Source organism: Nocardiopsis sp. LOL_012 (assembly GCF_048060475.1).
Lineage (GTDB): Bacteria > Actinomycetota > Actinomycetes > Streptosporangiales > Streptosporangiaceae > Nocardiopsis.
This window is the reverse complement of record NZ_JBHMIV010000047.1, coordinates 1-25,079: the sequence shown is the minus strand read 5'-3', so window position 1 is coordinate 25,079 and position 25,079 is coordinate 1. Positions and strand designations below refer to the sequence as shown.

Here is a 25,079-nt window from a genome sequence, read left to right as displayed (position 1 = left end):
AGCCCCACCGTGCCCGCAACCGTCCACGCCGGCGTACTGGAGTGGTACGACACCAAACTCTCCGAGGTCACCGCACTGGTCACCCCCACCCTGTGGATCATCGGCGTCTTCGTCGTCCTGGTCGCCTACCTGATGTACAGGTCCTGGAAGAAGGCCGCCATCGCCGGCCTGGGCATGGCCATCGTCATCGCCATCGTCAACTCGGTCACCGGACTGTCCGACATGGTCGAAGGCGAGTTCGCCACCGCCGTACCCACCGAGCACCACCGGCGGGCGTGACACCGCCCCAGGGGGCGTCCGAGCAGCCCGGCCTGCTCGGACGCTCCTACACCAAGGCCCGCCGCTACCCGTGGATGATCGGCAAGATCCAGGGCTGGACCCTGCCCCTGGGCCCCTTCACCGGCCTGCAGATCGGTGTCCTGGTCACCTCGCTGTGGCTGCTGGTACAGACCGCCCACCTGTGGGCCGGGCTCGGCCCCCTGGCCGTCCTGCCCCTGTGCCTGCCCGTCGCCGCCACCTGGGCGGTGCGCCACGCCCACATCGAAGGCCGCCCGCCGCTGCGCGCCCTGGCCGGATACCTGGCGCTGCTCACCGCCCCACGCCAGGGCACCATCGGCGGCCGACCCGCCACCGCGCTCACCCCCCGCCCCACCCGACTCACCGGAGCCCTCACCATCGAACCCGCCACCACACCTGAACCCGCCCCCGAGCAGCCGTCCCCGGACCCGGGCCTGCGCGCAGCGCCCCGGCCCCGCCCCACCACCCTGCGCGACCTGCTCACCCCCGCCCCCGACCACCAGGAACAGGAGTAGCCATGCGCCTACCGCTCACCAGCATCGTCGGCAACCTGGCCTGGACCGCCACCGGCCGCGTGTGGGCCCTGTGGAAGGTCACCCCCACCCCCTACCTGCACGCCAGCCCCCGCTCGCGCGCCGACCAGCACGCCCAGACCACCGCCCTGCTCAAACGCCTGACCGGCGAGCCGATGCTGCTGTCGCTGTGCGCCCGCACCAGCGCCGCCGACATCGTCGAAGCGATGCTCACCGGCGTCGACCTCAACGCCCACCCCCAGTGGGCCGAGGTCGCCGACGCCACCCTGGACTGGCTCGACGACCTGGACATGAGCGAGCGCACCCACTGGCTCGCCCTCCCCCTGCCCGCCGACCGGCCCGCCCTGCAACTGCGCTCCCTGGCCGCCAGCGCCGCCACCGCACTGGGCGCCCTGCTGGGACTGCCCCCCCGCACCGCCCACCCCCGCCCAAGCCCAGACGCGCGCAGCACAAGCAGCCCGCCTGACGCGCCAACTCGACGGGCAACCCGCCCTGCGCCCGGCCACCCCCGCCGAAACCGTGTGGATCCTCGCCCACTCCCTGCGCCGCGGCCTGCCCGAACCCCTGCTCGGCGACACCGCGCACGCCGACCGCTCCCTCAACCGCACCGGCACCGGCCGCCTGCGCGGCCCCTGCCTGGCCGGACTGGGCGAGGCCCGCCTCACCGAAGGCGGCACCCCCGCACACACCGCGGCCCGCTCCTCACCCCTGCGCCGCCGCTGGCTGCAGGTGGAGACCGCCGACCACGGCACCGCCTACCAGGCCTTCCTCACCCTGGCCGAGATGCCCGCCGCCTTCGCCTTCCCCGGCGGGGAGTTCCTCGCCTCCCTGGACGCCTTCCCCGTCCCCGTCGACTGGTGCTCACGCCTGCGCATCGTCCCCAACGCCGAAGCCGACTCCAAGGCCCGCCGCAAAGCCCGCGAACTCACCGCCCAAGCCGACGAGTACGACGGGGAGAGCGCCGGAGTCCCCCAGTCACTGCTGGAGGCCGCCGCCGACCTCGACGACCAGCGGGGCCGCCTGCAGTCCTCACGCACCGAAGTGGAGATCCAGTCCGCCACCGCCCTGTGCGTCTGGGGCGAGACCCCCGAAGAAGCCGACCGCCACGCCGAACTGGTGCGCACCACCCTCTCGGCCGCCGACTACCAGCTCGTGCGCCCCACCGGCGGCCAACTCGCCCTGTTCACCGCCATGCTCCCGGGCACCCCCACCCCACCGGTCCTGACCGAGTGCACCCAATACCAGCTCGCCGCCGACTACGCCATGGCCATGCCCTGGGCCAGCACCGACGTGGGCGACCCCACCGGCGCCCTGCTCGGGGTGTCCATGGACGGGGGCACCGCCCGCCCCGTCCTGCTCGACCTGGCCCAAGCACCCCGCCAGGACGCCAGCGCCTCCCTGGGCGTGGTCGGAGAACTCGGCGCAGGCAAGTCCGTCCTGCTCAAAACCCTCCAGATCGGCCTGGTCGACCGCGGCGAACGCGTCATCGCCATCGACCGCACCCCCATGGGCGAGTGGGCGCGCTTCGCCGCCCAAGCAGCCCCCGGACGCCACCAGATCATCCGCGCCGACGCCGACGCCCAGGTGTGCCTGGACCCCCTGCGCGTCTTCCCCCCACAGGTGGGCGCCCGCTACGCCAAGTCCTACCTGTCCCTGCAACTGGGCGTGGCCCCCATGTCCCCCGGCGGCCTGGCCCTGGCCCAAGCCGTCGACACCGTCGCCGCCACCGCCGCCCCCACCATGAACGCCGTCATCACCGAACTGGAAAGAACCGCCGATGATGCAGGAACAGCGCGCGCCGAAGAAGCCGAGCAACTGGCTGGTCTCCTCACTGCGGTCGCCCAGGACCGGCTCGGACGACTGGTCTTTGGCGACCTTCCCCCGCTCCGCCTGGACCTCGACCACGACACGGCGGCCTTCACCGTCTTCCACACCGCGGGCCTGAGCCTGCCCAAGAAGGAGATCTACACCTCCGAGTGGCACATGCAGCGCCAACCCCTGGAGACGCTCATCGGCCGCGCCGTGCTCTACGTCATCGCCGCCATCGCCCGCGAACTGGCCTTCGCCGACACCCGCTTCACCGCCCTGGCCCTGGACGAGTGCCACTGGCTCACCAGCTCCACCGAAGGCCAGGACCTCGTCCTCGAACTCGTCCGCGACGGACGCAAGCACGCCGCCGGAGCCCTCCTGGGCTCCCACGACCCCGCCGACTTCGGCGACGACATCGTCCGCGGCCTGCTGAGCAACAAGTTCCTGCTGCGCCACCGCGACACCACCCTCGCCCGCCGCGGCCTGGACTTCCTGGGCCTGGACCCCGACGACCAGGCGATGGTCGACCTGGTCACCACCAACCTCTCACCCACCGGCGACCCCACCCGCAAAGGCGAAGCCCTCTACCTCGACACCCGCCGCCGCATCGGCCGCATCCGCGTGACGATCCCACCCGTGGACCGCATCGCCACCTCGATCCTGACCACCCCCACCCACTAGGAGAACCCGTTGCGCACGCCACGCCCGGGACCCCGCCGCACCGCCGCGCTGCTGGCCGCCCTCGCCGCACTGCTGCTCCTGGGCACGGGCACGGCCAGCGCAGAGCCCACCGACCCCGCCACCACGGACACCCCCGACGGGCTCCTCGCCCCCTTCACCCTCACCGACCCCCACGGCGTCCCCTACGACCACTACGACATCACCGCCGACACCGGCGGCTGGCAGGACTGGCACCTCAAACTCAACCTGTGGCTCGCCGACTCGGTCATGGCCCTCAACCGCACCATCGTCGGCGGCGCCCTGTGGCTGCTCGACTGGGCGTTCCGCTTCGAGGCCGCCACCCTGATCACCGAACCGGCCCGCACCATCGGCGACACCTACCAGAGCCAGATCATCGACCGCCTCGGCCTGCCCGCCTTCCTGCTCCTGCTCGGCGCGGCCTGGTGCGCCGTCCACATGATGCGCGGCCGCGTCGCCCTGGGCGCCGGAGAACTCGCCATCACCCTCCTCATCTCCGCCCTGGCCACCACCGTCCTGGCCGACCCCGCCGAAGTGCTCCTGGGCGAGGACGGCATGCTCATGCACACCCGCGACACCGCCATGGCCCTGACCTCGGTCACCCTCACCCACGGCACCTCGGCCAGCACCGACCCCCACCAGGCCGCCCAGCCCCTCACCGACGCCCTCACCGACGTCCTCATCGTCCAGCCCCACCAGGCCCTCAACTACGGCCAGACCCTGGACGAGACCCACCCCTGCTGGGACACCTACCGCCAGATCGTCGAACAGGGCCCCTGGGGTGACGACCCCGCACCCCGCGACATGATGGACGACGCCGGATGCGCCGACCTGGCCGACTACAACGCCGACCCCACCATGGACCGGCTGCTGGGCACCGTCCTGCTCCTGGCGGCCTCCCTCATCGTCAACCTGCTCCTCGTCCTCCTCGTGTGCGCACTGCTCATCGCGGTCATCGCGATGGGCGTCTACGTGCTCCTGTGCCCCCTGGTCCTGGTCGCCGCACTGCTGCCCGGCGGCGGCCGGCAACTGCTCTGGCGCTGGATCGGCGGAGTCGCCAAGACCCTGCTGGCGATCATCGCCATCTGCGTCTTCATCGCGATCTTCACCGTCATGATCGGCGCCTTCATGGACGCCTCCACCGACCTGCCCCTGGTCGCCCGCTTCGCCCTCGTGGACCTGGTCGCCCTCGGCGGACTCATCGGCCACCGCAAACTCATCAACGCCGGCAACCGCGCCAGCCAACGCCTGACCCGCAAACTCGAAACCGCACGCCTGGGCGGCACACGCGGCCCCGGCTGGCTGGGCCCCGCCCGCGGCACCCCGGGCCTGTCCCCGATCTCCGCCACCGGAGCCCTGCGCGACGCCCGCTCCGAGTTCAACCGCGTCGCCGACCCCGCCCGCCGCGTCAGCGCCCTGGCCACCAGAGCATGGAAGGGCAACCCCAGAACCGGCACACCCGCCCCGCCCGGCGCCGGACGCCTCCACCAGCGCCTGTCCCAGAGCCGCGGCGGACGCCTCGCCCTGGGCACCGCCAAAGCCGCCGGCATGGCCGGCAAGATCGCCCTCGGAACCACCATCGGCGCACCCATCGCCCTGCCCAAGGCCACAGCCATGGTCAAGACCGCCGCCAAAGCGCGCTCGGCCACCACCAAGGCCAGACTCGCCCGACACGTCGTCTCGGCAACCCGCACCGGCAAACAGCTCACCGACGCCTGGAAGCAGACCGCACCCGTGCGCGCCGTGCACAACGCGCTGCAAGAGGACCGAGACGCCACCCGCACCCGAGACGCACTCCGCCAACACCACGTCCAGCGCACCCGCTACGACCACGACTTCGGCAACCCGCCCCGGCAAGAGCCCGGCAAACCCGAACACGACCTCGACACCCTGACCGGACCGCCCTTGGCCGACGACGCACTCCTCGCCCTGGATGGCCATCCACGCCTGCGCGCACAGATCCGCGCCCACCGGCAACGCCGCCCAGACAACGGCCCAGGGCAGGTGTAGCCGCCCATCGACACCAAGAAGACGAAAACCACCTGGCTCCTCGCTGCGGCCGCCGCCCCGCTGCTCCTACTCGCCTCCTGCGCCCTGCCGCCCGCCATCGCACTGATCACCATGACCGCCACTCCACCCGGCCAGGCCGAGCCCCCCGACAGCGTCGACGGCATTCCCGCCACCCTGCTGGACGCCTACCGGCAAGCCGCCGCACACACCACCGAACACGCCCCCCACTGCACAGGGATGACCTGGGCCGTACTGGCCGGCATCGGCAAGGTCGAATCCGGCCACGCCGCCGGATCCACCGTCGCGGCCGACGGCACCACCACCCCGCCCATCATCGGCCCCACCCTGGACGGCTCGGGCGCGGGCGGCAACACCACCGCGCACACCGACACCGACGACGGCACCTGGGACGGCGACGACGAACTCGACGCCGCGGTCGGCCCCATGCAGTTCATCCCCGCCACCTGGGCCACCGCAGGCGTCGACGGCAACGCCGACGGCCGCGCCGACCCCCACAACGCCTACGACGCCGCCCTGTCCGCCGCCCTCTACCTGTGCGGAACCGGCACCACCGACCTGTCCGACCCCCACGACCTCGACGACGCCCTGTGGCGCTACAACCGCTCCCACACCTACGCCGGCGACGTCACCGCCTGGATCGACACCTACACACAGATGAGCGCCCCGCCCCCCGCCCGCACAGATGGGCAGGGCGACATCGTCACCGCCGCCCAGGACTGGCTCGGCACCCCCTACCTCTACGGCGGCGCCTGCAACGACCCGGCCACCGACCGCTGCGACTGCTCCAGCCTGGCGCGCTACGCCTACCGGCACGCCACCGGCATCGAACTGCCCCGCACCACCTACGACCAGGTCCTCCTCCCCGACACCGACACCCGCTTCGTCCGCATCCCCCCGAACCGCCGCCAGGACCTGCGCCCCGGCGACATGCTCTTCTTCGGCACCCACGCACCCGAAGGCATCGGACACGTGGGCCTCTACATCGACGACGACCGCATGATCGAAGCGCCCCGCACCGGCCTGAACGTGCGCATCACCACCTGGCGGGGCCGGATCAACTACTACGGCGCCGTCGGACTGCGCTGAGCCCGTCACACACCCGGCTCGCCGCGGACTTCTCCCCCATGTACCGCCCCGCACCCGCACGGCGGCACCTGGAAGGAGAACATGACCGACCCCGACCGGCCCTGGACCGTGGGCTCCCTGTGCACCGGCTACGGCGGCCTCGAACTCGGCCTGGCCACGGCCCTGGCGAACGTGCGCACCGCCTGGTGCGCCGACCCCGACCCCCACGTCGCCACCATCCTCCGGCAACGCTTCCCCGGCACCCCCAACCTCGGCGACATCACCCGCCTCCGCCCCCAAGACCTGGACCCCGTCGACATCATCACCGCAGGCTTCCCCTGCCAGGACGTCTCCAGCGCGGGACGCGGGGCAGGGGTGGAGAGAGGAGCACGCAGTGGCATCTGGACCAACGTCCTGGAGACGGTTCGCCACCTGGGACCCCCACTCGTCTTCCTGGAGAACGTCGAAGCCCTGCGATGGGCAGGACGCGGACTCGACAAAGTACTCGGCGACCTGGCCTCGATCGGGTATGACGCACGGTGGACATGCCTACGCGCCAGCGACGTCGGCGCACCCCACCGCAGGGAGAGGATCTTCGTCCTCGCCGCCCCTGCTGCCCACACCCCAGGCCCGCGACAGCGACCGGGGCGGCACCGACCCCGCACGACGACGCGCTGCCGGCCGACAGGTCAACCTCACCGACCTCATCACCGTGTGGCCCGCACCGGCAACGCGCACGAGCGCTACCGGCCCCTGCACGGCACACACCGTGACCCCGCACCGCCCGAAGTCCGACGGCCAACCCCCGCTGCCGCCCGCACCGCGGGCCACGCACACCGCGCTCCCGGGAAGACGCGCCGGTGCCGCGTTCCGGCCGCCTCTGAGCCAGGTGGTTCCGGCGCTTGCAGAGACCGCAGCCACAGGCACGGCGACCCCAGCGGCCTCGACTGGGGCGTCTACGCCCCAGCCATCCACCGATGGGAACGCACACTCGGCCGCCCCTCACCCCGCCCCCATGAGACCGGACAGCGCGGCCGACCCCGACTGAGCCCACCGTGGGTCGAATGGCTCATGGGCCTACCCGAGGGGTGGGTCACCGACTGCGGCCTCTCGCGCCCCCAGCAGCTGCGCGCCCTGGGAAACGGCGTCGTCCCGGCCCAGGCCGCCACGGCGTTCGCACTCCTGCGACAACTCCATACCGCGCCCCCATATAGGAACACCCGCGCCGAATGAGTTTCGACTGAAATGGGGCTCCCGCAGTGCTTCCCACAAGCACCGCGGGAGCCCCGGCCCCCAGAAGAAAAACGCTGAACTTCACTTCTCCCCGACCGAAACAGGGGGTTGACACATGGGTTGACGCAATGGTTGACACGCTGGTTGACGCATGGGTTGACATATAGGTTGACCTATGGGTTGACACGCTGGTTGACAAGAAGATCGCGCGAAGAGAGCCGCAGCCCCTGCCACTGAGGCGATCCCGGGCGCCGGCAAACTCCGACATCTTACCTACCTGTACACCTGAACCCATAAGAACACCAAGGATCCAGCCATGCCCAGCCCGGGAGATATCAAACAAACACTGGCACCGAAGGTGCTCGAATTCATCCCCGATATAACCGTGATCCACATAGCAGTGCTCGCCACCATCAGCGTCATCACCATGATCGCGGTCCTCTACATCAGAAAAGCACTCATCAACCGACAACTGAAAAACCGAGTCTTCGCCCTCCACCTTCCCGTCTCCAAGTTCGACCCCTCCGCCGAGGAGGTGCACCGCGCCGCACGGCGCCTCACCCGCACCCGCCCCGCCCTGTGGGCGGCGGCCCCCGCCCCCAGGGCGGCCGTAAGAGTGAGGCTCGCCACAGAAGAAGACGGGATGCTCACATACCGCCTGGAAGGGCCCCAGTCCGCCCGCTCGATCATCGAAGGCCGCTTGTTCGACGGAGTCGAAGTGTTCCCAGAAAAAGCCAGAGGAGGAGAACCAGGGGCGGGGGAGAAAACTCCCCGCATGGGGCCAGAGAAAGAGGAAGGAGGAAACTCCGCCGAGGTTGGACAATCCCCGGGGTGAAGATAAAATGGGTCATGTCCGAAAGGGAGATTCGGGCACATCCGAGAGTCCTTAACATCAAGGAGAGCGCATGAACCACTTTTGGAAACTGTCCAGCGTCGAACCCAACATGGCCGAGGCGGAAATCAGCGTTCGACCCACCGCCGAAGGCTGGCACGGCGTACTGGGAATCGACGGCCCGACGACGAACGGTGCCAGCGTCTCCGCGGTACGCACCGGCCTGGCCGTGCAGGTGAAGCAGGCCGTCCAGGAATGGGCCGACAACGACCCCAGCGGCGTACAGATCAACCGAATCCGCCTGTTCACCCACCTGGTGACCGAACACGTGCGCGCCGGAGACCACCAGGGAGCGGCGATCGAGGTCGCCGCCCTCGCCGACCGCACCACCAGCGGGTGGGTCGCCCGCACCCTCACCGGACACCTCACCGCGTCCCCGGAGGAGCGGGAGCGCCACCTGATCATGGAGATCCTGTCGGAAGCGCCGACCTCGCACGTCGAGGCCACGGCGGGCACGTTCATGGAGGCCCAAACCGCACTGGCCACCATGGTGATGCAGGAGCTCGACTTCGACAGCAACCCCGGCAACCTCGACTGGAGCGCTCTGCGGCTGATCGTCACCAGCCGCAAGACCCTGGGGCTGGCGGCCTTGGCATAGCCTGATCCGATCCGGCGTGCCCCGTGGTGGATGACCGAGGGGCACGCTTTTTCGTGTTCCAAGACCAGGGAGAGAACACCTGGGCGGTGAGGCTTCCTGGCGGTCAGCAACGAGGGTGGACACGATCCAGATGAAGGCGACGCGCGAGACGCTGCCACAAGACCTGGAGGACCGCGACGGGAACTTCAGCTCGGAGGCCCTGCTCAGCCCAACGGCTTGTCGGGGGAGTGGTGTTGGATGGTGAGTGTGGTTGAACCCAAGGATGTTTTTCAGCGACACTCCGGGGTGCCCTGCGCTACCGGAGGGTCGCTGAAAATTCCGACTCAGATCGACGCGCTACGTGCCCTGTGGCCAGCGGCTTTACTGTCGGGTCCTCATCGCCCCTGCGAGGGGTAACAACCGTCGCCGGGTCAACGTGCTGTGGGCCATGCTCCGCGTCCTCATCGCCCCTGCGAGGGGTAACAACCGGAACAGGCGGCTGGCACTTGCTTTGGCCACGGCACGTCTTCATCGTCCCTGTAAGGGGTGGCAAGTCGCGATTGCTGTCCGCACCGCACAGCATGAGAACCAAGGGCGCGCGCCGCGTGTGTGGGAGAGCGGCGCGCGCCGTGTCGCCTTCCGAGAGTCCAGTCAAGGAAGAGACCCCCACCACTGTACTCAAGCCTGGTGGTAACAACCAGTGGAAGCAGAGCCCCCTCCTTCTCGCCTGTGAGCGGGAACCTGTGGACCACCTCTTTTGCAGGATGTAGCGCCCGGAGAACAGTTCTGAGGCTACTGCGGGGAATGCCCTGACCAAACAGAGCGGGCATGAGCATGCAGTGGTCCTGTTCGCTGACGACCTCCAACGCGGATTTTCCAACTTGTTGATATTTGGATTCTTGCTTGTTGTGTAGCGGATGCGTGAAGTTCAGTCGATTTTGTCTTCTATCAGTAGATTGACTAAATGTCAATCCTTCTTCTTGGGTGTGCTTGTGGCTATTGATTAGGAAGGATGTAAAGTTTTTGCAGGTCGCGATGAATTTGATCATGTCCTCTATTGGCCAATTTCTTGCTCCTGGGGGTTTGAGTGTGTCAGCCTCTGGGGTGAAGTCTTCGATCCTTTTGGAGTTTAAGTGAAGAACAAGTTAACGTTGCTTTTCGTTTTCATTGTCGGCTTCGGGTCGCTGGCGGCGACACCAGCAGCCGCGAGCGGCCCGTATGAGAGCATGAACGTCTCGCCCGCCCTGGACGCCTGTATCAACGAAGCCCAGGACAGAGAACTCGACTCGTGGCTGTGTCTGGGAGGGCGTCTTACCACCCCCGATGCAGAAGGCATCACGCCTGACAGCCCCGAAGGTCTAGGGGCGCCTTCGGAGACGATTGCCGAGGATGAGGTTCTCGAGGCGCCTTCGGGGGCTGCACGCTCGGCAGCAGACGACTACGATCAGTGGTGTGAGTACGCGTCCGTCTGCCACCGACCCATCAGCTCCTACATCAACGAAACCAAAGGTAACGCTGCTTTCGGGAACGACACCGAGGTTGTAGGGCGTTTCGACGTAGTGATCCGTACACGGCTGAGTGGTCGCACCCCCTTCTGGAGCACCACCTTCATCTGGGAAGAAGGGCCACGCCTGCACTTCAACGAGGCTCGTGTGCAATGCCGGGAGGAGGAGCCCCTGTGGCCTGATACGGACTGCGGCATGTTCATGGTGGACAGCGAACTCGGGCGATTCGAGATCGGTGAGGGTGTCACCGATTACCGGAAGAGTTTTGATTCTATCCGCGGTAACTACCTCGAAGACAGCGGGGCATACTATGCCGACGTTGAGGCTTATATTTGGCCTGAAGGTCTGGGGCCTATGGGCATGCCCGTGTTGAGGTCGCAAGAACTCAACTGTCCTCAGGAGAGTAGTAGCAACAACAGGTGCACCTTTCCGCTAGAATAGAGGCGGAGTCTATTTCGAACCTTCGGTGGTCCTACCCTTTGAAGAGGAGCCGGTGCGCATGAGTAAAGAATCCTGGTCTGCGTACATGATTGTGGAAGCTCCGCCAGAAGAAGCGTGCGAAGTCAGCGCGTCGGACCACCGAAGGTTCGCTGAGGTGCCCGTATCCGGATGGCATGCCTTGGTCCTCTGGGCCATCGGCCCCGCCCATGTCATACGTTGTCTGGACCAACGTGTGCCAGAGCCGATTCGGGTGGTCTGCGAGACTGATGGGCAGCGTAGCGTGCGAGTAGAGGAGCGGACATGCGGCGACCGTTCCGCTGTGGAATCAGAGATCCACGAGTACCTCATGAACGCGCGTGTCCCTTCGCAGCCCTGCGGATATCGATGGTTTGTCGAAATTCCTAGTGGAATGAATGACTGCGACGACCTTCTTGATCGGTTCTCTTCGTCTCTGTCAGAATACCGAGGTCAGTTGATGCCGGTCGAGGAGCGCAAGGTTATGGTGACAGTAGCTGATCTCCTCTATCGGGATGTAAAGAAGTCTGAATCTGATCGGTAATTCTTGTGAACTGCAGTGCTGTTATGATGGCATGCTCGCCTTTCGCTCCGACAGGCTGTGCTATCTGCTGTCCGTCTCACAAGATGGCCCGCAGTAGAGCAGCGCGCCGAAGCAGCTACGAACACCGTTGTCACAGGACCGCCCACCTGCGTTCTTCGCTCTTGATGTCGGAGAACATCCACGGGAGGGACGGTCTTGTCACCACGAACCCACACCGCGCGCGCCGAACTGGTGCTCGCCCGCGACACACACCTGCCGCTTCGGGAGGCGGGGCTCAAGCCCGACCCGCTGGGCGGTATCGCCGCCGCCGTCGCCTCGGTCCGTGAGGACCTCGGCGAGAAGGTCGACGTCTGCCTCGACCTGCGCCCGCTCACCCCCGCCCGCGTCAACCACCTGGTCACCCGCGCCTGGCAGAACCAGGCAGGCGGCGGGATCGTGGCGCGCGGCCTCGACGCCGCGGGAACGGCCTTGGCCGAACTCCTCGACGAGGTCCTCCCAGGACCCCCGACCGTCGGAGCCCGCTCCCGGGGCGGCCGGGAACCCGCGGCTCCGCTCCCCGCTCCGGCGACCAAGTTCACCGTCCACGAACCCGTGTTCGCCGCGCAGGTGCTGATCCGTGTCCAGTCGCAGATTCCCGGCCGCGCCCAGGCCCACCTGCACCAGATCCTCGCCGCCTGCGAGGTGTTCACCGGGGAGAACCACTGGCGCACCGCCGGAATCAACCTCGGCGTGGCCCACCTGGGCTCCGACGCCTGGCCCTGGCGGCGCTCCTTCGACCGTCGCATCGACAGCGGCCTGTTCCGCCCCCGCAAGGAGAACCTGCTGACCGGGCGCGAACTCGCCGGGTTCCTCAAACCGCCCACCCGCCACTGCCACGGCCGCAACGTCGCGCGCTCGCACGGGCTGATCGCTCCGCCCCCGCCCTCGCTGCCCGCCTACACCGGCCAGGAGGGTGTGCTGCCCCTGGGGTACGCCACCGCGGGCGACGGGACGGAGAAGCTCGTCGGCACGCCCCTGGACGATCTGTACTTCTCCCTGCGCATCGGCCGATCCCGCTACGGCAAGACCGAGACCGCGCTGGTCCAGAGCCTGGCGCTCGCGCTGGGAGGGCGCGGGGTGTGGTACATGGACCCCCACGCCGACGGCTGGCGGCGGGCCGCGCCGATGCTGACCTCGCCGCAGGTCCTGTCGCGGCTGTGGGAGATCGACCTGACCGTCCGCGGTGAGGACCACCGGATCGCCGGCTACAACCCGCTGGACATGAGCGCGCCCGGGACGGGCCGTGAGCACATCGAGGACCGTGTGGACGCCGTGGTCACCGCCATCTCCAGCGCCCTGATGTGGAACGACGCCGCCTCGCGGGCCCGCACCATCCTCACCCGTGCCTGCGAGAGCCTGTGCCACCTCGCGCTCAGGCTGCCGCCCGACTGCCAGCCGACGCTGTTCCAGGTCCCCCGGCTGCTCACCGACGAGGCGTGGCGTGAACCGCTCCTGAAGTTCCTGCCCGAGAGCCTGAAGCGGTTCTGGAAGGGCACCTACCCCAAATATCCGCCGGACGCCACGCCGACGGTCACCAACGTGATCGAGCGGCTGGCCGCCTCGCCCACCCTGACGGCGTTCTTCGGCTCCTCGGTGTCCACCTACGACGTCCGCGCGGCGATGGACCAGGGCAAGGTCGTCTGGGTCTGTCCGCCCGGCGGTGACATCGGCCGGGTCGTCAACTGCCTGCTGGTCTACGACCTGTTCCGGGCGGGCCGCTCACGCGGCGACATCCCGGCCGCCTCCCGCCGCCGCTACGACGTGATGATCGACGAGCTCACTGCGATCGACGGCGCCTCCCGCGGCCACCTCGCCGCGATCCTGGAGCAGCTCGGCAAGTTCGAGGTGCGCCTGCACGCCATGACCCAGATGGCCCAGCGCCTGACCCGCGCCACCCGCGACGCCCTGCTGCAGAACCAGTCCCTGCTGAGCTCGACCGCCGGAGACGTCGACGCCGTCCGCGTGGTCACCCGCCAGTGGGCGGGGGAGGTGCAGCCCGAGGCGCTGGTCAACCTGCCCCGCTACCACCACATCCTCTCGACCACGGTCGGCGGTGAGACCACCGCGCCGTTCAAGGTCCGCGGTGTGCTGCTGGAGGAGCTCTTCCAGGACCACTACGAGCCCGGCCGCCTGTCCTTGCAGCAGAAGGCCATCGACACCAACTTGGGGCGCCGCAGGATCGGCGACGTCCTGTCCGACCTGGAGACGCTGGACGAGCGCATCCACGCCCACTTCGGCGTCACCCTCGCCACTATCCCTGACGGCACGAGCGGTGACGGCACGAGCGGCGACAGCAGCTCCGTTGCCGACGACAGCGCAGTCACCTCCGGTATCCCCGCCAACGGCAACCAGACCGCCAGCAGAGCCGGAACCGCGGACAACAACCAGCGGACCCCGCTGGATCCCGCCGCAGACGCCGTCACCGGGCCTGAGGGGGGCGAGCACCCATGAGCGATCCCGACGCGGCCGCCAACACCGCCTCGCACATGGCGTTGACCGTCCTCTACCAGCACCGTCTGGCCACGACCGGGCAGCTGCGGCGCCTGCTGACCCCCGAATCGCCCAACCGCCAGTACATCTGGAAGATCCTGGACCGCCTGCGCAGGCACCGTCTCGTGGACCGTGTCAGCACCGGGGGGCCGCGCCGACCGTACCGCTGGTTCCTCACCGAGCACGGGGCCGACGCCGTCGAGCAGGACGGGGTGCTGCACGTGCGGCGGTACCGGATGAACCGCGAACGCGCCGCCGGACCCCTGCAGCTGCACACCCTGGGCGTGACTGAGGTCGGGACCCTGTTCTTCGAGGACGCCCGCCGCCGCGGGGACTCCTTCGGGGCGCTGAGCTGGATACCGGAGGTGGCGCACCGCTTCCAGAAGGGGGAGGGGGCCTTCGACAAGACCCACGTGGTCAGCGACGCGCTGGTGCACTACACCCGCGTCAACCCCTCCGGCAGCCGCACCCAGATCCAGGGCTTCCTCGAACTGGACCGGGCCACGATGCCCGTGCACCGCCTGGCGGCCAAACTCGTCTCCTACGCCCGCTACTTCGACCACACGCCGCTGCCCGAGACGCGGGGGCGCCGACGGGCCGCCCCGGTCACGGGCAGTCTCGCTCCGGCCTGGACCAGGCGCTACCCGCGCTTTCCCCGGGTCCTGGTGGTGCTGGATGCGGCCCGCCCCGAGCTCCAGCAGGCCCGCAGGTCGGACCTGGCCGCCTTCGTGGCCAACGTCCCCTACCTCGTCGAGCCCCGCCCCGGGTTCGCGATCGGCTGCGCCACCATGCACGACCTGGCTGCTGAGGGTCCCAGCGCCGCCATCTGGTCGAGCCTGCTGTCAAAGGACCCCAACGCCCTCACCGACTTCCAGCTCAGGACCCGGACCGGCTGACCCCGGTGGTGCGCGGCCCGCCCCGGCAAGGGCGCGGGCCGCGCACCACCTCCCGATCCGCTCGCAGATGCCGGTCACGGCCCCCGCCCCGCAGGGCCTTGACCCGGATATGAGCACAGAAGACTCGTCGGTCCTCGACGGCATCTCCCTGCTGATGGACTCCCCGCGGCTGCGCCAGAGGCGGATGGACACCATCGCCCTGCGCGGTCCCGGAGCCCCGACCACCCGCGTCCAGGGACGCCGGCCCGGTGACTCCACCACCCCCGCCGAACTGTCCGACCTCATCAGCTCGATCGCCACCGTCGGCGTCCTCCAACCCGTCCTGGCCGAGGAGATCCCCCGCGAGGACGGGCCGCCCCGGCTCCACCTGGTCACCGGCGAGCGTCGGCTGCGCGCCTGCCGGTGGGGCGCCGCCCACCTGCCCGACAACGCCCACTTCGACGCCCTGCCCGCGATCATCTGCCCCGGTCCGCTGTCGGAGGAGGAGCGGCGCACCTGGCAGATCACCGAGAACCTGGCCCGTGAACCCCTGCGCCCGGGGGAGCAGGCCGCCGCCCTGCTGTGGCACCGCTGCGCCGTCCTGACCGGGCACCTGCTGCGCGCGGGCAGACCGGTGCCCGCCGAGGTCGACGCCCTCCAGGACCCCGTCCAGCGGTGGGAGGCGCTGGAGAGGATCCGCGGCCAGGACCCGTCCTGCGCCGCGCCGTGGACGGAGGTCCTCAACCGGCTCGGCCTGCAGCTGACCCCGCGCAAGGCCCGCGAACTGGTCGCCGCCTTCCGCGCGCTGCCCCCGGCCCTGTCCGAGGAGATGGATGAGGAGAAGGCCCGCCTGCACACCCGCATCCGGTTCGCGCGGCTGCGCGCCGGCCGGGCCGAGGCCGCCGACCAGATCTGGGCCGCCGTCAAAGCCGGTAAGAACACCTCTCTGCTGCCCGCCGCCGTCCGGGCCGCCGCGGCCGACCCCGATCTGTCGGCCGACGGGGCGCTCCAACAGGCCCAGGAGCGCAGAGACGAAGCCAACGAGGCCCGCGCCCACGCCCTGAGCCGTGAGCACGCCGGTCTGCCCGAGGAGGTGGTGGGCGCCCGCGCCCACGAGCAGCACCTCGAACAGGCCCCGGACGCAGCCGCCCAGTCGGCGGGGGAGGGGCCGCAGCACGCCGACTGTGCTCCGCCCCCGGACACCGCCCCCGAGACCGCCGATGCGGCGGCAGCCGTGACCGGGCTGCGCGCCCTCACCGCCCGGCTGCGCACCGGAGCGCGCCTGGACCGCTACGCCCGCGGCTCCCTGCTCCTACTCATCGACGAGCTCCGCCCCCACCTGGACGACGACGAGGAGGCCCCCACCGCATGAGCCCCACCGACCTGCCGATGCCCACCGCACGGATCCCCGTCCCCACCCGCGGCTGCGACTGCACCGCCTGCCCCTTCTGGGCCGGCCCCGACGGCACCGGCGGCCCCGCCACCGTCGAAGCGCTGTGCTCGGGCACCAACAGCGACTGCTCCTACTGCGGCTGCTCGCGCGCCGAAGCCGACGCACCCTCGGGCGTGTGCGGCACCTGCCCCATCCGCTGCCCCAGCCGCGACAACCTGCGCGCCTGGATGGCCGACGTCGGCGCCACCCTGGCCTTCGACGACCTGCACCTCGCCGACCACGGCCTGCCCCGCCTGCCCGGCTACATCCCCCAGGTGGACGGCACCAACGTCGCCGAACTGGACGAGCACCTGCACTGGCCCGCCTACGCCGTCGGGCTGCGCCGCGTGTTCTCCCCCCGATCCCACCGGATCTACCCGCGCTGGCGCGAGGGAGCCCGCGCCCACGACCTGCTCGGCCTGCGGCCGGGCCAGAAGGCCGTATTGAGCGGCTACGGCGAGGACCCGCTGGTCGAGGCGTTCTGGAGCCTGCGGCGCCGCGACCAGCTCATCGAGCAGATCGCCGCCCAGGGCTGGGACCTGGTGCTGGCCTGCAACTACTCCATCTACGGCAACTGGCCCAGGTTGGAGCACCTGATCAACATGCGCCGCTCCCTGCTGCTGGCCACCGAGTTCGCCGACGCCGGGCTGGCGGTGGCGCCCAACGTGTACTGGTTCCGGCTGGAGGACCTGGAGCGGTGGGCCCAGTGGATCGCCGACACCCGCCCCCCGGCCATCGCCATCAACGCCCAGACCATGCGCAGCGCGGCCGACTGGGACCGCTGGCTGCTGCCCGGCCTGCACTGGCTGGCCGCCCAGATCCCCGCCGAATTGCCGGTCATCATCACCGGCCTGTCGCGCCCCGACCGCATCGCCACCGCCACCCACCTGTTCGGCACCCGCCTGACCCTGCTCAACCAGACCCCCCAGGCCTACGGGCTGCACGGCGAGGTCATGGGCGCCCAGGGGCGCCGCCGCGTCCACGCCAGCACCCCCGACGCCTTCCGCTCCAGCGTCCGCTACTTCGCGTCCCTGATGCCCCGAACCTCGGAGGTGCACCCGTGACCGCCCCCGCCGTGCCGCTGCGGCGGCTGTTCGTCCTGCTCGTGTGGTCGCCCCGCCTGGGGATGCCCGCCGACCCGGTCGGCGTGCTCGGCGTCGAAGAGGGCGGGCCGCACCCGCGCTCGTACGTGTCCTGGGTGCCCGACCGGCAGGGGCGGGCCTGGCCCTGGCGCGAGCGCCTGCGCGCCACGGGCCCGCCCACCCCCGAGCTGCTGGAGCACTGGGCGGCCCAGGACGGCACCACACACCTGGTTGAAGAAGAGCAGGTGCCCGAGGCGCCTTCGCTGTCCCACCTGGTCGAGGGGCACCTGGACCGGGTCCTGGTGGACCTGGCGGCGGGGGAGGGGCGCTGATGGGTTCGGGAGGATCGCAGAGCCACGCGCTGTACGAGACCGCGCCGACCGTGCACGAAGAGGCGGTCTCGGACCTGGGGCCGCAGGCCGACCAGATCGTGGACCTGCTCGCCGAGCAGACCGACGGGCTCGGCGCGCCCGAGGGGCTGAACCCGTCCGCCGCCGAGCACCTGGAGAAGTTCAACGAGCTTTTCGACGCGATCAAGCTCCTGGAGAAGGGGACCTTCTTCTACGCGTTGGCGAATCCGTTGAGCGGTGACGAGGAACTGGCGTGGTACCAGGCACTGAAGGACACGTCCGCGAAAGCCGACTACCACCTGTTCCAGTCCTATATGAACGGACTCGCGCACTCGGACGGCGAGGAGCTGAGCCAGCTCAAGGCCCAGGCCACCGTGGCGGCTCTGGCCGCGCTGGGCGAGGGACAGCTTCAGAAGATCGCAGCGAACGAGGGGTTTTCGTATCCGGAGCTGGTGGGGCTCAACCAGGAGCCGGGTAAGAACCACGCCCTGGTCCACTGGTTGGACCCCAACTACGACTCCGACATCCCGTCGAAGAAGAAGATCCAGGCCAAGGCCCAGGAGCGGTTCACTCAGCTGTGCGCGGGCCAGAGCGTGGCCGGTAAGACGCTGGCGGACGTGGACCACACCGGGTACGGCATCGGAGCCTGGTCGGTGACCCAGGAGCAGTACGAGGCCCTGTCGGCCACCCTGGCCCAGCAGGCCGAGGCCTTCCCCTCCCTGCCCACAGCGCAGAGGGCCGGGGCGCTGGCCCAGCTGGTCGACGCCGAGAACAAGCTCGTCACCGCCTCGGTCCCCGGCACCGACACCGCGTCGCTGAGCGGCTCCAAGGCCCAGGCCACGCTCAAGGTCGACGAGGCCCTGGGGTGCGTAGCGCCTTATGGCCCCGAGTGCGCTCTGGCGTTGGAGGCGGCCCAAAAGCGCGGCGACATCACCGCCGAGCAGTGCCAGGTCCTCTCGGGCATCGCGGCCCTGCAGATGACGCGCGCCTCGGTCCCCGCGTCGGAGAAGGAGGACATCGCCCAGGTCGCCGACACCCGCATCGCCCAGTTCGCGCAGGCCAAGACCTGGCACGACACGCTCGCGGGATCCGTTTCCTTCACCGATGAGGGGAAGATGGCCGTGCTCGTCACCGGCGCATCCGGGCCCACCGACGTCGTCGAGATGGCCACCGCGGCGCAGAAGTACTTCGCGGCCAAGAAGGACGTCTCCTCCTGGGTCCTGCACACCTCCGACACCGCCGGCCTGCTCAAGCAGATCTCGCAGATCGATGTGCACGGCAAGCCCCTGGCCCCCGACGACCTGGCCAAGAAGTTCAAGGACTGGGCGGTGGGCCAGGACAAGGCGACCCTGCTCCAGGCCGCCGAGCAGCTGGGGATGGAGGGTGCGGCGTCGGCGACCAAGACCCAGGCCAAGAACTACATCGCCCAGTCGTGGGGCAAGGGCGCGGGCGCACCCGCCCCCACCAGCCCCGGAGCCAAGGCCGCCCCCACACCCAAGAGCGCCCCCACGCCCTCCGCCGCACTGTCGGCCAAGACCGCCCCAGCGGTGTCCAAGACCGGCTTCGGCGGGCAGCACGCCACACTCATGGCCGCGCTGCAGCACTACAGCGCGGCGGCCGTCGACGTCCCCCAGCCCCTGGACGCCAAGGTCGTTGCCGGCCACGACTTCGGCGCGGGGCAGAGCGCCAAGGGGTTGGGCGGGGTGCACTCCAAGAGCCTGCACACCGGACCCGATGGCGGCCAGTGGCTGTTCAAACCCGACAAGAAGACCGGCGGAGCGCGCGCCGCCGCCGAAGCCGCCGCCTCCCAGGTCTTCCACACCGCGGGCGTCAACGCCGTGCCCGTCTACACCGCCAGGGTCGGCTCCCACAAGGGCGCCGTCCAGCCCATGGTCCAGGGCGCCTCACCGCTGTCGCCGGATCCGGCGGGCTGGACGCAGTCGGACGTGGACCACCTGGTGCGCACCCACGTGGCCCAGTGGGTCATGGGCGACCACGACGCCCACCCCGGCAACTTCCTCAAGACGGCCTCCGGCGGGCTGGTGCCCATCGACGCCGGACAGGCCTTCAAACACTACGGAGCCGACACGCTGAGCCTGGACTACCACCCCAACGCCGTGTTCGGCTCGCCGCGCCCGGCCCACCAGCAGGCCTACCGGGCCGCTGCCAAGGGCGGCCTCGCGCCGGGCGTGAAGATCAAACCGGCCGTGGCCCACCCCGTGATCAAACAGATCGAGTCCATCCCCGACAGCCAGTGGAGGGCCATGCTGCACACCACCGCCCACCAGGGGGCGAAGAACCCCGACATCGGCTGGGTGCCGCGCATGCGTGCGCGTGCGGCGGCCCAGCACAAGATCCCCGAAACCAAGGTCAGCACCGCGCAGGTCGCCGAAGCGTTCCTCTCCCACGCCTGCGAGCGCAAGAACACGCTGCGCAAGACGTTCACCGACTTCTTCACCAAGGAACTGAAGCTGCCCGGCGCCGACGTGCTCACCTACGGGGCCTGACATGGGCAGCTCCGGAAAGACCAGCCACAGCACCTACGAGACCGCCCCCACCTATCCGCTCGCCGCCGAGGAGATCGAGGTCGAGCCGGGCCAGGCCGCGTGGGGCGAGGACATCACCGAGCTCCTCACACCTGAGCCGCCCCCGCAGGGGGGCGAGAGCGAGGCCGAGGCGGAGACGGATGTCCCGGAGGCGGACGCCCCGGCGGGGGACGTCTCGGGGGACGCCGGGCCCGAACCGGAGCCCGAGGACGTCCCCCAGACGTCCCCAGACGTCTCGCCCGCACCGGAGACGGCCCTGCCCATCCCCGACACGCCACCCGAAGGCGCGGCCGCCGGGGTGCCCGTCCTGGTGGGCGGCGCGGACCTGCAGGACTCGGCCGCCACCCTGGTCTCCTACAGCGACCCCGACGGCACCGGCGGCCCCCGCGAGGTGCTGCTGGCCACCGTGAACGAGGACGCCGAGGCCAAGCTGATGGAGGCGCTGGCCCTGTCCGAGGAGAAACTCGTCCCCGTGCAGGTGCAGGAGGAGGTCAACGGCCGTCTCCCCGTCGACGAGGACCAGCAGCTCTACGAGCTGTGCGCCAAGACGGCGGTCTCCATCAACCACCGGCTGAAGAAGGGCGACCCCGTCCCCTCGCACACACTCGACTACCTGGCCAACGCCCGCGACGCGGTCCAGGGGGTGCTGGACAACCCCGACGCCACCACCGACGAACTCGTGATGGCCGGCGTCTACAAGAACTGGCTGGAGGGCATGCAGCACCGCATCGACAACGCCGGGACGCTCCCCTACGACCAGGGCGGCAAGGTCCCCAAGATCGACCCCTACCAGCACACCGGCCTGGCCACCGTCACCAAGATGATGCCCGCCCCCGCCGAGGACGCCCAGGGGCTGCTGGCGGCCACGGTCCGCGACGCCAGCCGCATCAACGCCGACATCGACACCGCCACCGGCACCACCAGCTGGGACGGCACCTCGCGCTCCAAGGCCGCGGGCAAGGAGTACCGGATCGACCTCGGCGACGGCTACACCGCCCTCTACCGCCCCTACGCCGCCAACGCCAAGGGCAGCAGCGAGTACAGCCTGCGCGGGCAGTTGGAGGTCCACGCACCCCAAGGCGCGGGCCACGGCCAGGACCTCGTCAAACGCCTGGGCGCACTGCACCTGGTCAACCGCGGCATGTCCCCCCGGGAGGCCGAGTGGACCTACCTGGCCAACAACATCGACGCCCAGGGCCTGGCTGGCAAGCCCGCAGTCAAGGCGGCGCTGGCCCAGGCCGACCAGATGGAGGAGCTGCAGCTGCAGGAGCTCTTCCACCACAATGCCCACCAGGCGGTGGGTCTGGACGCCCAGGGCCTGTCCGCTCTCGCCAAGCAGTGGCAGATCGAGGCCGCCGCGGCCTGTCTGCCCAAGAAGGTGCGCCTGGTCCGCGAAGCCGTCGCCGCCTCCACGGGCTTCGCCGACGGCGCGGAACTGGCCGCCAGCCAGGGCTATGACCCAGTCCCCAGGCCCGCGGGCGGCTGGCTCACCTGGGGGCGGTTCGACCTGGGCAACCAGCAGGCGGCCCTGGACCAGGCGTGGAAGGGCAAGTCCCTGGTCCACAAGGTCCACGGCAAGAACCTGGCCGACATCATCGCCACCGGTGTGCTGGCTTCCACCGAACGCCGGGCCACTATGGGCATCTCCACCGGGCTGGGCATCAGCGAACAGCAGGACAAGTACACCGGCGGCGCGTCCAGCGTGTTCATGCGCGTGCGCAAAAGCACGGTCTCCAAGGGGCCCAAGCTGGTGTGGGACCAGCCCCTGAAGGTGCTCAACAACACCAGCGTCTACGGATACCCCTCCGACCACTTCGGAGCGGTCAACCCCGCCCACCACCTGCACTCCGCGTCGGGCATGACCAAGGACCCCGAGAAGATCGCCGCGTTCTCCGGCGTGAGCAACGAGGTGATGGTCAAACACGGCCTGGACCTGCTCGGCGAACACGCACCGAGCAGGATCATCTGCCAGGACGCGGCCGAGCGCGCCAACGTGCTCTCCGTCCTGCACAAGAAGGGCGTCACCCAGATGGGCGGCAAGAACATCGACGACGTCGTGGTCGCATAGAAAGGCGGTCCTACCGTGCACTGGAACCAGCGGCTGGAGTCCCTGTTGAGCGGAGCGCACAGCCCCAGCGGCGACGAAACCGACGCGGGCGCCCAGCTCGTCGTCGTCCAGACGGACGGGCGGGAGGTGTTCCGCGCGCCCCTGGCCCGGCACGCCCGCATCGACCAGGAGCAGGAACGCCTGGTCTGGGTGCGCCCCATCCACTCCGGCGGAATCGACCCCGCCACGGGCACCCGGGTCTACAACCTCAACCTGTGCCGGCGCCGTGCGCTGTCCTGGAGCCGGGCCGGGGTGGACGGCGACGCGGTGGTCCTTACCCTGGCGAGCGGGCAGAGAGCGCGCATCGAACCCGCCGAGGGGGACGAGCTCGCCGAGCTGCGCCTGTGGGACGCCTTCGTCCTGGGCCTGTCGGTGCAGGAGGAGGAAGAGCTGGAGGCGCTGTCGGGCGATTCCTGGTGGGGCAGCCACGCCTGATGCCCGCAGTCGCCTGACGGCGAGGGGCGCTGCCGACGTCGGCCTTGGGGCCCGGCTTCGAGGAACGACCGGCAGCGCCCCTTCCCACGGCGGGCAGCAGCGGATGAACGACTACACGAGATCTCCCGGGCGCCGCCTTCCGCTGCCAGGGGCCTGGCGCTGATCACGCGGCCTCGAACCGCTCGGCCCCGTGGTCCGAGTTGCAGGTGTACGGCCAGACAGCGGCCCGCCTCCTCACGGGTTCTCAGCGCACATGGGGGAACTCGAACTGGTAGATGAAGTCCATGTGCCAGGAAGAACTGTCCCCTTCAAGGGAGGCGGCCGTGGTGCGCGTGTCCACACCGGCCGTGCGCAGGTCCAGCACCGCCGAGAAGCCCTCAGCCCGGTGAGGAGAGCACGTGCAGCACCCGGTCCAGGTGCTCTAGGGGAAAGAAACAGGTGGGCACTGGAAGCGGTACGGCCGCTGGGCTTCTCCAAGGCCGGCGCACGCACAGCCATGACCGGGCCGTCGCCCACGCCGCCGGGGGTATGCCTGTTCCGGTTGAGGTGCGTACCCACATGGTGGTGACAGCATGTGCTTTCCGGGTTACCGTCACTGGTGGCAGCGGCCCCCTAGCAGTAGGAGATCCCCGTGGGCAGGCACGACAACCCAGACAAACCCACCGATAGCGGCTCTGGGGGGTCTGGCGGCACCGACGGTGACCGTCCCAACGAACACGGAAACGAAGGGTTCCCCTCCCCGTCCCAGGACGGGCAGAGGCCCACCTGATGGGCACCGACGCGCCCGGCCGAGCGCTCGCCCGCCTCCTCGCCTCCCGAGGGGTGTTCACCGATCCTCGATGGCATCGAGCGGTCCTGGCCACTGACCGGGCCCGGTTCATCCCCCCTGTGCTGTACGGCCCCGACCCGGCGCACCCCGGTTGGGAATGCCCCGTCACCTCCGCCGACCCCCGCTGGGCGGAATGGGTGTCGGGCGACTACGCACTCGCCACCCAGGTCGACGACGGCAACCCCACCGGGAGCGAGGGGCGGGGCCGCACACCGACCTCCAGTATCAGCCAGCCGTCACTGGTCGTGGACATGCTCCAGCACCTCGACGCCACCGAGGGGCAACGCGTCCTGGAGATCGGGACTGGGAGCGGTTACAACACCGCCCTGCTCTGCCACGCCCTCTCCGACAGCGCGGTGGTCTCAACCGAGGTCGACCCCGCGCTGGCGGCGACCGCTGTCGCCAACCTCGCCGATGCGGGTTACCGGCCGACCGTGCTGGACCAGGACGGGGCCGCCCTCCTTGAGCGCAAGGCGGGGATGTTCCACCGGGTTCTCGCGACGGTGGCGGCCCGCCAGAGCATCCCCTACTCGTGGGTGAGCCAGGTGCATCCCGGCGGTGTGGTCGTCACCCCGTGGGAGGTCGGCAACCAACCGGGGGTGCTGGTGCGGCTCACGGTCGGCGAGGACGGCGCCGCGCACGGCCGGATCGTGGGCGACGCCCCGTTCATGGTGCTCAGGTCCCAGCGCCCCGACCCGCGCCGTGTACGGGACCTGGTGGACGAAGACGCCCCGGGCAAGAGCACCGGCCACACGGCTGTCAATCCCCGGTTGGTGGCTTACCGGCACCAGGGGTGGCAACTCACCCTCGGCCACCTGGTGCCCGACGTTCGGTACGCGGTGTACGAGGCCGCACAGGACCGCCCGGAATGGGCGGGCGAGGCCACCGTGTACGTTGCCACACCCGATGGGTCGTGGGCGCTCGCCGAGTACACCCCCTTTGGGGGGCTCTACGAGACCGAGCACGCCGGTCCGCGGGACCTGTGGGCGCAGATCGGCCAGGCGTGGCAGGTGTGGGAGCAGTTCGGCCGACCGGACAGGGGGCGTCTGGGCGTGACCGTGGACGAAGAAGGCACCCGGCTGTGGGTGGATGAGCCTTCCAGGCCGCTGTGTCTTCCCGCTCCAGCGCTCAGGCCATGAGGGTGCGCACCGCCCGGTCGTACACCGCCTGGACGAGGGGGACACTGTCGATACGCACCCGCTCGTCGGTGGCGTGCAGCCCCTCGTAGACCGGACCGAACCCCGCCGTGGCCG

20 protein-coding genes are annotated in these 25,079 nt (G+C 69.9%); 19 read left to right on the top strand and 1 reads right to left on the bottom strand.

The window, feature by feature from the left end:
- The first annotated feature begins 9 nt into the window (after positions 1–9).
- Both ACFHWE_RS22045 and ACFHWE_RS22040 read left to right on the top strand, forming a co-directional pair.
- The gene (locus ACFHWE_RS22045) at positions 10–279 is read left to right on the top strand and encodes a hypothetical protein (protein WP_416603766.1); all 270 of its coding nucleotides are present in this window, start codon (positions 10–12) and stop codon (positions 277–279) included.
- A complete protein-coding gene (locus ACFHWE_RS22040; RefSeq protein WP_416603764.1) occupies positions 276–812 on the top strand; it encodes a TcpE family conjugal transfer membrane protein in 537 nt (178 codons plus the stop codon). The genes ACFHWE_RS22045 and ACFHWE_RS22040 overlap by 4 nt, the downstream gene beginning before the upstream one ends.
- A 91-nt stretch (positions 813–903) precedes the next feature.
- Here the strand turns inward: ACFHWE_RS22040 and ACFHWE_RS22035 are convergent, their stop codons facing one another.
- Complete coding sequence (locus tag ACFHWE_RS22035) at positions 904–1,044, bottom strand: hypothetical protein (RefSeq protein ID WP_416603763.1); 141 nt, start codon at positions 1,042–1,044, stop codon at positions 904–906.
- Between the two features lie 305 nt (positions 1,045–1,349).
- On the opposite strand from ACFHWE_RS22035, the gene ACFHWE_RS22030 reads away from it, so the two are divergent.
- From ACFHWE_RS22030 to ACFHWE_RS21950, 17 genes are all read left to right on the top strand, one after another.
- Positions 1,350–3,320, top strand: coding sequence for an ATP-binding protein (locus ACFHWE_RS22030; RefSeq protein ID WP_416603762.1), 1,971 nt, complete (start codon positions 1,350–1,352; stop codon positions 3,318–3,320).
- 9 nt (positions 3,321–3,329) lie between these two features.
- Positions 3,330–5,348, top strand: a complete 2,019-nt coding sequence (locus ACFHWE_RS22025) for a type IV secretion system protein (protein ID WP_416603760.1) — start codon at positions 3,330–3,332, stop codon at positions 5,346–5,348.
- Positions 5,349–5,459: 111 nt separating this feature from the next.
- Positions 5,460–6,455, top strand: a complete 996-nt coding sequence (locus ACFHWE_RS22020; RefSeq protein ID WP_416603758.1) for a C40 family peptidase — start codon at positions 5,460–5,462, stop codon at positions 6,453–6,455.
- Positions 6,456–6,536: 81 nt separating this feature from the next.
- The gene (locus tag ACFHWE_RS22015) at positions 6,537–7,667 is read left to right on the top strand and encodes a DNA cytosine methyltransferase (protein ID WP_416603756.1); all 1,131 of its coding nucleotides are present in this window, start codon (positions 6,537–6,539) and stop codon (positions 7,665–7,667) included.
- 316 nt (positions 7,668–7,983) lie between these two features.
- Positions 7,984–8,502 carry a hypothetical protein gene (locus tag ACFHWE_RS22010; protein ID WP_416603755.1) on the top strand — a complete coding sequence of 173 codons (519 nt, stop codon included), beginning with the start codon at positions 7,984–7,986 and terminating at the stop codon, positions 8,500–8,502.
- A 70-nt stretch (positions 8,503–8,572) separates the two neighbouring features.
- Positions 8,573–9,157 (top strand): hypothetical protein, encoded by a 585-nt coding sequence (locus ACFHWE_RS22005; RefSeq protein WP_416603754.1) that lies wholly within the window; start codon positions 8,573–8,575, stop codon positions 9,155–9,157.
- 1,112 nt (positions 9,158–10,269) lie between these two features.
- Positions 10,270–11,082 carry a hypothetical protein gene (locus ACFHWE_RS22000; RefSeq protein ID WP_416603753.1) on the top strand — a complete coding sequence of 271 codons (813 nt, stop codon included), beginning with the start codon at positions 10,270–10,272 and terminating at the stop codon, positions 11,080–11,082.
- A 58-nt stretch (positions 11,083–11,140) separates the two neighbouring features.
- On the top strand, positions 11,141–11,641 hold the full coding sequence (locus ACFHWE_RS21995; protein ID WP_416603751.1) for a DUF5956 family protein: 501 nt from the start codon (positions 11,141–11,143) through the stop codon (positions 11,639–11,641).
- Positions 11,642–11,836: 195 nt separating this feature from the next.
- On the top strand, positions 11,837–14,131 hold the full coding sequence (locus tag ACFHWE_RS21990; RefSeq protein WP_416603749.1) for a hypothetical protein: 2,295 nt from the start codon (positions 11,837–11,839) through the stop codon (positions 14,129–14,131).
- Positions 14,128–15,066 carry a replication-relaxation family protein gene (locus ACFHWE_RS21985; RefSeq protein WP_416603747.1) on the top strand — a complete coding sequence of 313 codons (939 nt, stop codon included), beginning with the start codon at positions 14,128–14,130 and terminating at the stop codon, positions 15,064–15,066. The genes ACFHWE_RS21990 and ACFHWE_RS21985 overlap by 4 nt, the downstream gene beginning before the upstream one ends.
- Before the next feature lie 109 nt (positions 15,067–15,175).
- Positions 15,176–16,417: a ParB/RepB/Spo0J family partition protein gene (locus tag ACFHWE_RS21980; RefSeq protein ID WP_416603746.1), complete on the top strand. Its 1,242-nt coding sequence runs from the start codon at positions 15,176–15,178 to the stop codon at positions 16,415–16,417.
- Complete coding sequence (locus ACFHWE_RS21975) at positions 16,414–17,541, top strand: hypothetical protein (protein WP_416603745.1); 1,128 nt, start codon at positions 16,414–16,416, stop codon at positions 17,539–17,541. Before ACFHWE_RS21980 ends, ACFHWE_RS21975 begins: the two co-directional genes overlap by 4 nt.
- The gene (locus tag ACFHWE_RS21970; protein WP_416603744.1) at positions 17,538–17,891 is read left to right on the top strand and encodes a hypothetical protein; all 354 of its coding nucleotides are present in this window, start codon (positions 17,538–17,540) and stop codon (positions 17,889–17,891) included. The genes ACFHWE_RS21975 and ACFHWE_RS21970 overlap by 4 nt, the downstream gene beginning before the upstream one ends.
- Positions 17,891–20,416, top strand: a complete 2,526-nt coding sequence (locus tag ACFHWE_RS21965) for a hypothetical protein (RefSeq protein WP_416603742.1) — start codon at positions 17,891–17,893, stop codon at positions 20,414–20,416. The genes ACFHWE_RS21970 and ACFHWE_RS21965 overlap by 1 nt, the downstream gene beginning before the upstream one ends.
- Position 20,417: 1 nt before the next feature.
- Entirely contained in the window at positions 20,418–22,523 is a 2,106-nt protein-coding gene (locus tag ACFHWE_RS21960) for a hypothetical protein (RefSeq protein ID WP_416603741.1), read from the top strand.
- A gap of 15 nt (positions 22,524–22,538) precedes the next feature.
- Positions 22,539–22,997: a hypothetical protein gene (locus ACFHWE_RS21955; protein WP_416603739.1), complete on the top strand. Its 459-nt coding sequence runs from the start codon at positions 22,539–22,541 to the stop codon at positions 22,995–22,997.
- Positions 22,998–23,765: 768 nt separating this feature from the next.
- Positions 23,766–24,965, top strand: coding sequence for an rRNA adenine N-6-methyltransferase family protein (locus ACFHWE_RS21950; protein ID WP_416603737.1), 1,200 nt, complete (start codon positions 23,766–23,768; stop codon positions 24,963–24,965).
- Positions 24,966–25,079 lie beyond the last annotated feature (114 nt).

Coding starts and splice junctions, on each gene's coding strand:
- ACFHWE_RS22020 (WP_416603758.1), top strand. CDS start 5,460: ATGACCGCCACTCCACCCGGCCAGGCCGAGCCCCCCGACAGCGTCGAC.
- ACFHWE_RS22015 (WP_416603756.1), top strand. CDS start 6,537: ATGACCGACCCCGACCGGCCCTGGACCGTGGGCTCCCTGTGCACCGGC.
- ACFHWE_RS22010 (WP_416603755.1), top strand. CDS start 7,984: ATGCCCAGCCCGGGAGATATCAAACAAACACTGGCACCGAAGGTGCTC.
- ACFHWE_RS22005 (WP_416603754.1), top strand. CDS start 8,573: ATGAACCACTTTTGGAAACTGTCCAGCGTCGAACCCAACATGGCCGAG.
- ACFHWE_RS21995 (WP_416603751.1), top strand. CDS start 11,141: ATGAGTAAAGAATCCTGGTCTGCGTACATGATTGTGGAAGCTCCGCCA.
- ACFHWE_RS21985 (WP_416603747.1), top strand. CDS start 14,128: ATGAGCGATCCCGACGCGGCCGCCAACACCGCCTCGCACATGGCGTTG.
- ACFHWE_RS21980 (WP_416603746.1), top strand. CDS start 15,176: ATGAGCACAGAAGACTCGTCGGTCCTCGACGGCATCTCCCTGCTGATG.
- ACFHWE_RS21975 (WP_416603745.1), top strand. CDS start 16,414: ATGAGCCCCACCGACCTGCCGATGCCCACCGCACGGATCCCCGTCCCC.
- ACFHWE_RS21965 (WP_416603742.1), top strand. CDS start 17,891: ATGGGTTCGGGAGGATCGCAGAGCCACGCGCTGTACGAGACCGCGCCG.
- ACFHWE_RS21960 (WP_416603741.1), top strand. CDS start 20,418: ATGGGCAGCTCCGGAAAGACCAGCCACAGCACCTACGAGACCGCCCCC.
- ACFHWE_RS21950 (WP_416603737.1), top strand. CDS start 23,766: ATGGGCACCGACGCGCCCGGCCGAGCGCTCGCCCGCCTCCTCGCCTCC.